This is a genomic window from Streptomyces sp. NPDC007901 (assembly GCF_042959465.1).
In the GTDB taxonomy this organism is placed as follows: Bacteria; Actinomycetota; Actinomycetes; order Streptomycetales; family Streptomycetaceae; genus Streptomyces.
Genome location: NZ_JBIBKW010000065.1, coordinates 1 through 7,590, shown reverse-complemented (window position 1 = coordinate 7,590; position 7,590 = coordinate 1). Strand labels below are relative to the sequence as shown.

Annotated in this window: 8 protein-coding genes and 1 pseudogene; 7 read left to right on the top strand and 2 right to left on the bottom strand. The window is 69.2% G+C overall.

The window, feature by feature from the left end; all coding sequences use genetic code 11:
* Positions 1-94 precede the first annotated feature (94 nt).
* Positions 95-1,033, bottom strand: coding sequence for a helix-turn-helix domain-containing protein (locus tag ACFZDK_RS55335; protein ID WP_390986912.1), 939 nt, complete (start codon positions 1,031-1,033; stop codon positions 95-97).
* Positions 1,034-1,130: 97 nt separating this feature from the next.
* Here ACFZDK_RS55335 and ACFZDK_RS55330 point away from each other — a divergent pair, with 97 nt between their 5' ends.
* The 7 genes and pseudogenes from ACFZDK_RS55330 to ACFZDK_RS55300 all read left to right on the top strand — a co-directional run bounded on the left by ACFZDK_RS55330 (position 1,131) and on the right by ACFZDK_RS55300 (position 6,926).
* Positions 1,131-1,910: an MBL fold metallo-hydrolase gene (locus ACFZDK_RS55330; protein WP_390986909.1), complete on the top strand. Its 780-nt coding sequence runs from the start codon at positions 1,131-1,133 to the stop codon at positions 1,908-1,910.
* Between the two features lie 133 nt (positions 1,911-2,043).
* Complete coding sequence (locus tag ACFZDK_RS55325) at positions 2,044-3,051, top strand: SMP-30/gluconolactonase/LRE family protein (protein WP_390986906.1); 1,008 nt, start codon at positions 2,044-2,046, stop codon at positions 3,049-3,051.
* 54 nt (positions 3,052-3,105) lie between these two features.
* A pseudogene (locus ACFZDK_RS55320) lies at positions 3,106-3,765 on the top strand (NADPH-dependent F420 reductase); the annotation flags it as partial.
* 98 nt (positions 3,766-3,863) lie between these two features.
* A complete protein-coding gene (locus ACFZDK_RS55315; protein WP_390986903.1) occupies positions 3,864-4,811 on the top strand; it encodes an SMP-30/gluconolactonase/LRE family protein in 948 nt (315 codons plus the stop codon).
* Between the two features lie 123 nt (positions 4,812-4,934).
* Positions 4,935-6,209 carry a Bcr/CflA family efflux MFS transporter gene (locus ACFZDK_RS55310; protein ID WP_390986901.1) on the top strand — a complete coding sequence of 425 codons (1,275 nt, stop codon included), beginning with the start codon at positions 4,935-4,937 and terminating at the stop codon, positions 6,207-6,209.
* A 72-nt stretch (positions 6,210-6,281) separates the two neighbouring features.
* Positions 6,282-6,479, top strand: coding sequence for a hypothetical protein (locus tag ACFZDK_RS55305; RefSeq protein ID WP_390986898.1), 198 nt, complete (start codon positions 6,282-6,284; stop codon positions 6,477-6,479).
* A 156-nt stretch (positions 6,480-6,635) separates the two neighbouring features.
* Positions 6,636-6,926 carry a transposase gene (locus tag ACFZDK_RS55300; RefSeq protein WP_390986895.1) on the top strand — a complete coding sequence of 97 codons (291 nt, stop codon included), beginning with the start codon at positions 6,636-6,638 and terminating at the stop codon, positions 6,924-6,926.
* A 10-nt stretch (positions 6,927-6,936) separates the two neighbouring features.
* Here the strand turns inward: ACFZDK_RS55300 and ACFZDK_RS55295 are convergent, their stop codons facing one another.
* Complete coding sequence (locus tag ACFZDK_RS55295) at positions 6,937-7,458, bottom strand: hypothetical protein (protein WP_390986893.1); 522 nt, start codon at positions 7,456-7,458, stop codon at positions 6,937-6,939.
* Between the last annotated feature and the right edge of the window lie 132 nt (positions 7,459-7,590).

Sequence of the window (7,590 nt, the reverse complement as noted above, 5' to 3'; positions counted from 1 at the left end):
CTCCCACAGTTCGTCAGGAACCAGCCGCTGCGACAGATCGACACCCACGACCGACATCATGCCGCACGGACATCAGACCACGTGAGACAACGTCTTACTGTTGCCCCTGGTGGGTTTGCCTAAAAGCACCAGGAGTCTCGCCGGCGTGGCGGGTGAAGAACTTGCCGAAGTTGGTGGGTTCGGGAAAGCCCAGGCGGCGGGCGATGGTCGCCACCGGTTCGTCGGTGTGGGCGAGCAGTCGCTGCCCTTCCAGGGCGACGCGGCCGTCGATGACGTGTTTGACGGGCTGCCCGGTGGCGGCCATGCAGGCGCGGGTCAGGGTCTTGACTGTGTAGCCGAGGCGGTGGGCGTAGTCGGCGGCCCGGCGCGTGGTGGCGTAGGAGCGTTCCAGCTCGGCGCGGAAGCGGGCGTACACCTCGCCGCCGGCACGCGGGTCTCCCCCGCCGTCGGGGTGGGGCAGCCGGTCGATCTGCAACAGCACGGTGGCCAGCAGGAGTTGGAGGATCTCCGCCGAGACGGTGGGTTCCGGGCGGACGTACTCGGCCCGCAGTTGGCCCAGCAGGGTCGATAGCCCCGCGTACGCGGGGCTCGCGCCGAGCTGCCAGCATGCTGACCCGTACCACTCGTTCACCAGCCGGTCGGCGCTGCTGGAGTGCGGGGGAAAGGCCGGCGTGAACAGCAGATGCGTGCCGTTCGCGGTGCCGGGCCGGACGAAGCGCTGGACCTGGCCCGGCCGGACCCACAACAGGGTGCCGGGACGGACGGGGTAGGTCACGAAGTCGATCGCATGCTCCCCGCTGCCCTCCGTGATCAGGGTGAGGGTGTGGAAGTCCACCCGGTGCACCAGGTCGGGCCGTCTCCCCCGCCGCCGCCGTCGCTCGTGCAGGGTGGCGAGATCGATGATCTCGAAACCAGGGACCCGTTCCTCGGGCGGGTTGAAGTCGAGGCGAAGGATGGCCCCGTCCGGAGCAGGGTCGGCGCCGCCAGGATCCCCGTAAAGCACCACGACCTCCAAATGTCCTCGATTTACCATGCCGCGTCTTCAGCGTATCTCGCCTGCCTGCGCTTTCGCGACGAAAGTAGAGGTCGTCAAGGCGGCGCAGGGCCGCCTCCACCTCCAGGAGTCCCTCATGAACGGCACGGTCACGGTCCTCGACAAGGGCGCGGTGCGCATCCACAGCTACATGTCCCCGGCGGACACCTTCCACACCACCACCCAGCTGGTCGAGACCACGGCCCGCGTCATCGCGATCGACGCCCAGCTGCTGCCCGCCTACGCCGACGAGGCCATCGCCTACGCCAAGGGGCTCGGCAAGCCGATCGACCGGCTCATCGTCACCCACGCCCATCCGGACCACTACAACGGTGCCGCCCGCTTCGGTGTCCCCGTCCACGCGCTGGCCCAGGTGCGCGAGCAGATCATCGCCCGCGGCGACAGCAACCTGCCCACCGGACAGGTCATCCCCCTCAGCGAGTTCACCCCGTCTGTGGCCATCATCCCGGGCACCGAGGTCATCGACGGCGTCACCTTCGTCTTCGAGGCCGTCTCCGGTGGCGAGGCCGCCGACGAACTGCTCATCAAGCTGCCCGAGCAGGGCGTCCTGATCGCCCAGGACCTCGTCTACAACGACGTCCACCTCTACCTGGGCAACAACGACATCACCGGCTGGCAGCAGGCCGTCGACGCCCTGGCCGCCGAGTCCGGCTACGACACGATCCTCGCCGGCCACGGCGCCCCCACCGGCCCGGAGGTCTACCAGGACATCCGCCGCTACCTCGACGACGCGCGCGAGCTGCTCGGCGACGACGGCGACGCGTACAAGAAGGCGATCGTCGACAAGTACCCGGCCCACGTCGGCCCGTTCATCATCGACATCGCCAACCGCTCCCTCTTCCCGGCCGGCAACTGAGCGCCGCCGGCGTGTACCGCCCACGCCGCGCGGATCCGGGGCACTCCGCGCGGACCGCGTCCTCTGCGCTCATTGCCCCACATTGTTGATCACCCCCTTGGTCTGCTCACTTACTCACGCCCGGAGATCCGTCATGTCCCACAACCGCCTCTTCCGTCCCCGCGCCGCCGCCGTAGCCGTGGCCTCCCTCCTCGTCCTGGGTGGTACCGCCCCGGCTCTGGCCGCTTCCGGCGGCGATGCGCCCCACGCCGCCGCCTGGCATCACCGGGAACCGCTGCCCGCCAGCTACTCCATCCCCGGCGACAAGACCTACCCCGAGGGCATCGCACGCCAGCAGGGCACGCCCTTCTTCTACGTCGGCAGCACCAGCGACGGCACCATCTACCGCGGTGACGTCCACCAGAGCGCGACCAAGGTGTTCCTGCCGGGCGGAAAGGACGGACGCACCTCCGTCGCGGGCATGAAAACCGACCGCGCGGGACGGCTCATCGTCGCCGGCGGCGCCACCGGCAAGGTCTTCGTCTACGACACCCGCACCCGCGCCCTGCTGCACGTGTTCGACACCGGCCGTACCGACACCTTCCTCAACGACGTGGCCCTCGCCCCCAACGGCGACGCCTACATCTCCGACTCGATCCACCCCGCGCTGTGGCACATCACCGCCGCCGAGCTGAAGAGCAAGCAGGTCCAGCAACCACTGCACGTGGGCGTGGACCTCACCAACTCCCCGATGGTCTACGACGACGGTTTCAACGGCAACGGCCTGGTGGTCACCGACAACGGCCGCTACGTCCTACTCGCCGACTACAACGACTACGCCTTCTACCGCGTCGACCTGCGCACCCACCAGGTCGTCCCGGTCGACCTCGGCGGCGCCAAGGGCGTCTCCGGCGACGGTCTCCTGCTGAGGGGCAACACCCTGACCGCCGTCACCGAACTCGACCACCCCGAGGGCCAGATCAGCGTCCTGAAGCTGAGCCACGACTACACCAAGGCCGAACTCGTGCGCACGGTCCACGGCCACGGCATGCACAGCCCCTCCACGGCCGCCGTCGACGGCCGCGACCTGCTGATCGTCAACTTCCAGTTCCAGATCGCCGACCCCAAGCTCCCGTTCAACGTGGTGCGGGTCCACGTCTAACAGCAACCAGGCACAGGACGGGACAAGAGCGCAGCGCAGTACAGGAGGAAGGACACCACTCTCATGAAGATCACCATCGTCGGTGCCGGCAACATGGCCCGAGGCATCGCCACCCGGGCTCTGGCGGGCGGACACACGGTCACCGTCACCGCCAAGGACCCCGGCAAGGCCGTACGGCTCGTCGACGAACTGCGCGGGCAGGCGACCGGCGAAGGCCGGATCGCCGCCGCCGACGCATCTGCCGTGGACACCGCGGACATCGTGGTCCTCGCGGTCCCCTTCGAAGCCGCCAAGCAGGTCGCCGCCGCCTACGGAGAGCAGCTGAGCGGCAAGGTGCTGGTCGACATCAGCAACCCCGTCGACGCCTCCCTCGACGCACTCGTCGTCGCCCCGGGCACCTCGGCCGCCGAAGAGATCGCCGAGGCCGCCGGACCGGACGTACGCGTCGTGAAAGCGTTCAACACCACGTTCGCCACGACCCTGATCGCCGGCGAGGTGAACGGCACTGTGCTCGACCTCTTCATCGCCGGTGACGACGAGGCCGCCCGTAAGCAGGTCGCCGACCTGGTCACCTCCGGCGGGCTGAACCCGGTCGACGTCGGCGCGCTCAGGCACGCCCGCGAGCTGGAGGGCTTCCAGCTGCTGCACATGGCCCTGCAGATCCGCGAGGCGGGCCACGGCTGGGCGAGCACGATCAAGATCGTCGCCCCCTGAGCCGTAGCAGTACCACCCCATCGAGCCCCACTGCCGGCCCGCGACCCCCACGGGCCGGCAGTGGACCGTCAGCAGAAGCCCACCAGGAGAACCACCCCATGCGCGTCCGTACCTCCCTGACCACCCTCGCCGCGACCGCGGTCCTGCTGGCCTCCGCGGCCACCGCAACGGCAACCGCAGCGGCCCAGCCCCTCTCGGCGCCGCACATCACCAACCACTTCCAGCTGGCGGCCTCGCAGCAGCCCGAGAACATCACCGTCGATCGCACCGGGGCTGCGTACCTGACCTTCTCCTTCGCCCGGCAGATCGTCCGCGTCACTCCGGGCAGCCGGCCGCACGTCCTGGCCACACTGCCCGCCCCCGCCAAGGCGAACACCCCCAACCTGGGCAAGGCGTTCGTCGGGGGCATCGCCCGCGCCGACGACGGCACCCTGTACGTCACCTACGCCACCGGTACCGCGGACCTCACCGGCGTCTGGCTCGTACGTCCCGGTGGCCGCCCGTACCGTATCGCCGCCCTGCCCGCCGACGGGTTGCCCAACGGCCTCGCCCTCGACCAGCACACCAACAAGCTCTACGTCACGGACTCCGTGCACGGCGTCATCTACCGCCTCCCCGCGTGCGGCGGAAAGGCCACCGTCTGGGCCAAGGGCACGCAGCTGGAGCCCACCACGTTCGCCGGCGCCAACGGCCTGAAGCTGCACAACGGTTCCGTCTGGGCCACCAACCTCGACCGGGGCACCGTCCTGCGTATCCCGGTCACCGCCAAGGGCACCGCCGGAAAGATCCAGGTCCGGGCCACAGGCATGCCGTCCATCGACGACTTCGCGTTCACCGGCCACGGCGACACCCTGCTCGCCGCCCGCGACGACAACCAGGTCGACCTCGTCCGCCCCGACGGCACCCACACCACCGTCCTCACCCCGGCCGACGGTCTTCAGACACCCACATCCATCGCGGTCCACGGCAGCAAGGTGTATGTCCCCAGCGCCGCCTACATGACCGGCAAGGACCCCAACCTGCTCATCGCCCGCCTCGGCCGCTGACGCGGCCGGCAGGACGCGTCCCACCGGCGCCGGTGCCGCGCCGACCGCGCGGCACCGGCCCGTGCAGAACCGGCAGCACAGTGGTCCGCACGGTCCGCTCTCCCCGACAGCCCTGGAACCGACATGTCCGAACCCTCCCCAACCAGCAGCGCCGGGACAGCAGACACCCTCCACGCGCCGTCCCCGGACCGCCATCCGCGCCATCTGCCCCTCGTCCTGATCCTGGGCTCCCTGACCGCGCTCGGCCCGCTCACCATCGACCTCTATCTCCCTGCCCTCCCTCAGGTCAGCGGAGATCTCCACGTCTCACAGGCCGTCACCCAGCTCACCCTCACCGCCTTCATGACCGGGATCGCCCTGGGCCAGCTGGTCATCGGGCCCCTCAGCGACACCCTCGGCAGGCGCCGTCCCCTCCTGACCGGCCTGACCGTGTACGTCGCGGCGAGCCTCCTGTGCGCCGTCGCCCCCAATCCCACGGTCCTCATCGGCATGCGCCTGGTCCAGGGCCTGGCGGGCGCCGCCGGGATCGTCATCGCCCGGGCCGTCGTCCGTGACCTGTACGACGGACTCGGCGCCGCCCGCCTGCTCTCGTCGCTGATGCTCGTCTCCGGCACCGCGCCGATCCTCGCCCCCGTGCTCGGCGCCCAACTGCTGCGCCTGACCTCCTGGCGCGGCGTGTTCGTCACCCTCACCGTGCTGGGCCTGGTCATCCTCGCCGCCACCGCGACCCTGCTGACCGAGACCCTGCCGACCCACCAGCGCCGGCGCGGCGGGCTCCCCGACACCCTGCGCACCATGCGCGACCTCGTCAAAGACGGCCGATTCTCGGGCTATCTGCTCACCGGAAGCCTCGGCTTCGCCGCCCTGTTCGCCTACATCGCCGGCTCCTCCTTCACCCTGCAAGAGGTCTACGGCGCCTCCCCGCAGACCTACAGCCTGCTCTTCGCCCTCAACTCGGTCGGCATGGTCACCACCGGGCAGCTCAACGGCAAACTGCTCCTGGGCCGTTTCCCCTCGCATCGCATCCTGGGGGCGGGCCTGGCCGTACTCGCCACCGCGGGCACCGCCCTGGTCGTCCTGGCCACCCTCACGCACGTGGGCCTGCCCTGGATCGCCAGCGCGCTGTTCTTCACGGCCTGCCCGGTCGGCATGATCCTGCCCACCACCACCGCCCTTTCCCTACAGCGCGCCCCGCACGCGGCGGGCAGCGCCTCAGCGCTCCTGGGCACCACACAGTTCCTCATGGGAGCCCTCGCGCCCGCCCTCGCCGGTCTCGGCGACCAGGGCACCGCCCTGCCCATGGCCCTGTCGGTGCTCTGCCTCGCGCTGGCCGCGACGGTCTGCTTCCTGGCCCTGTGCCGCCCAAGGCGTCCCACTTCGGACCCGCTGGCCCAGTAAGCCCGCGAACCAGGCCAATGCCGTCGCACTCGTTCGCGCATACGGACACCTTAAGGAAACGAGCCTGCCCCCATGCAAGAAATCCCCACCGCGACGGACATCCGAGCCTACGAAACGGTCGCACTGTTCGGCCGCCTGCGAGACGACACCGCCACCTTCAACTGCCTATTCCTCCCCCTACCCCTGATGCAACCACCGGCTGACGGCCAAGACGCATGGCTGGACCATATCGATCCGCACTGGACCACCGTGACCGGCGACAGTCAGTAGTCAGAACCCGCCCCATCACCTGAATACGCGACAGGTCAACATGCGGGCTTACCAGTCCCGAGGCCGAACCCGTACACAGGGGGCCTAGAATCCGGTAGTCACGTACGAGTTCCTGCGGCTTGCCGGCCGGGAATCCTGGAACCCGCCCGCGTTCGGGTGCGGGCGGACAAAGCGTACGCCTCCCGCAATAACCGCGCTTACCTGCGCCGCCGCGGGATCCGCTGCACCATCCCGGTCAAGGCCGACCAGGCCCGCAACCGCCGAAAGCTCGGCTCCGGTGGCGGCCGACCGCCACGCTTCGACCCGGCCGACTACCGCGAACGCCACGCGGTCGAGTGCGGGATCAACCGCCTCAAGAGACACCGCGCAGTCGCCACACGCTACGACAAGCTCGCCGTCCGCTACGAGGCGACCGTTCTCGTCGCGGCCATCAACGAGTGGCTTTGACCCTCGGTCCTCACGCGGTGGGATCCACGTTCCACGACTCCGGCAGATCGTTGCCGCAGAAGACGCAGACGAAGTCGTCCTCGCGCACGATGTTGCGTTCCTGGCAGCCCAGGCACCGTCGGAACACCACCTCGTGGGTGAAGCCGGAGGGCCGCCCGAGACCTATGTCGTCCAGTGCACGGGCGACTTCCGACCAAGAGGTGACGTCTGGGCAATACCCGGTGGACTGGTTGCTGACCTCGCTCACGGCCCACCGGTCTGCCTCGCGCACGAAGCTGATCTCGCCGGCACACAGAACCATGTCTCCACCAGCACAGGCCACGTGCTCGCTTCGCCGCGGCGCCAGCCGGAGCACACCGTCCACGCCGACTACAAAGGTGAACGGTTCGGTCAGCTCCGCCACCGATCGCTTAGCGATCCAGGCGTCGAACTCAGCCGCCGAGCTGATCGGGCACCCGCCGCTGTCAGGCCGGACCGCAGCCTTCAACTCGACCGGCCCGACATATCGATAACTCCGCCCCCACCCACTCACGTCAGCCAACCTAGAGCACTTCCGACACACGCCCTAGCTTGATCTTTAACGTCCGGTGTCGAATGGTGTGTCGAACTTGATCACTCGGTCCGGTAACTGCCGTACGCGGAAGCGGCCTTCGTCTGAACATGT

What these genes read in the sequence shown, in the direction of transcription:
- ACFZDK_RS55335 (WP_390986912.1), bottom strand. Translation starts at nt 1,033, where the DNA reads ATGGTAAATCGAGGACATTTGGAGGTCGTGGTGCTTTACGGGGATCCT.
- ACFZDK_RS55330 (WP_390986909.1), top strand. Translation starts at nt 1,131, where the DNA reads ATGAACGGCACGGTCACGGTCCTCGACAAGGGCGCGGTGCGCATCCAC.
- ACFZDK_RS55325 (WP_390986906.1), top strand. Translation starts at nt 2,044, where the DNA reads ATGTCCCACAACCGCCTCTTCCGTCCCCGCGCCGCCGCCGTAGCCGTG.
- ACFZDK_RS55315 (WP_390986903.1), top strand. Translation starts at nt 3,864, where the DNA reads ATGCGCGTCCGTACCTCCCTGACCACCCTCGCCGCGACCGCGGTCCTG.
- ACFZDK_RS55310 (WP_390986901.1), top strand. Translation starts at nt 4,935, where the DNA reads ATGTCCGAACCCTCCCCAACCAGCAGCGCCGGGACAGCAGACACCCTC.
- ACFZDK_RS55305 (WP_390986898.1), top strand. Translation starts at nt 6,282, where the DNA reads ATGCAAGAAATCCCCACCGCGACGGACATCCGAGCCTACGAAACGGTC.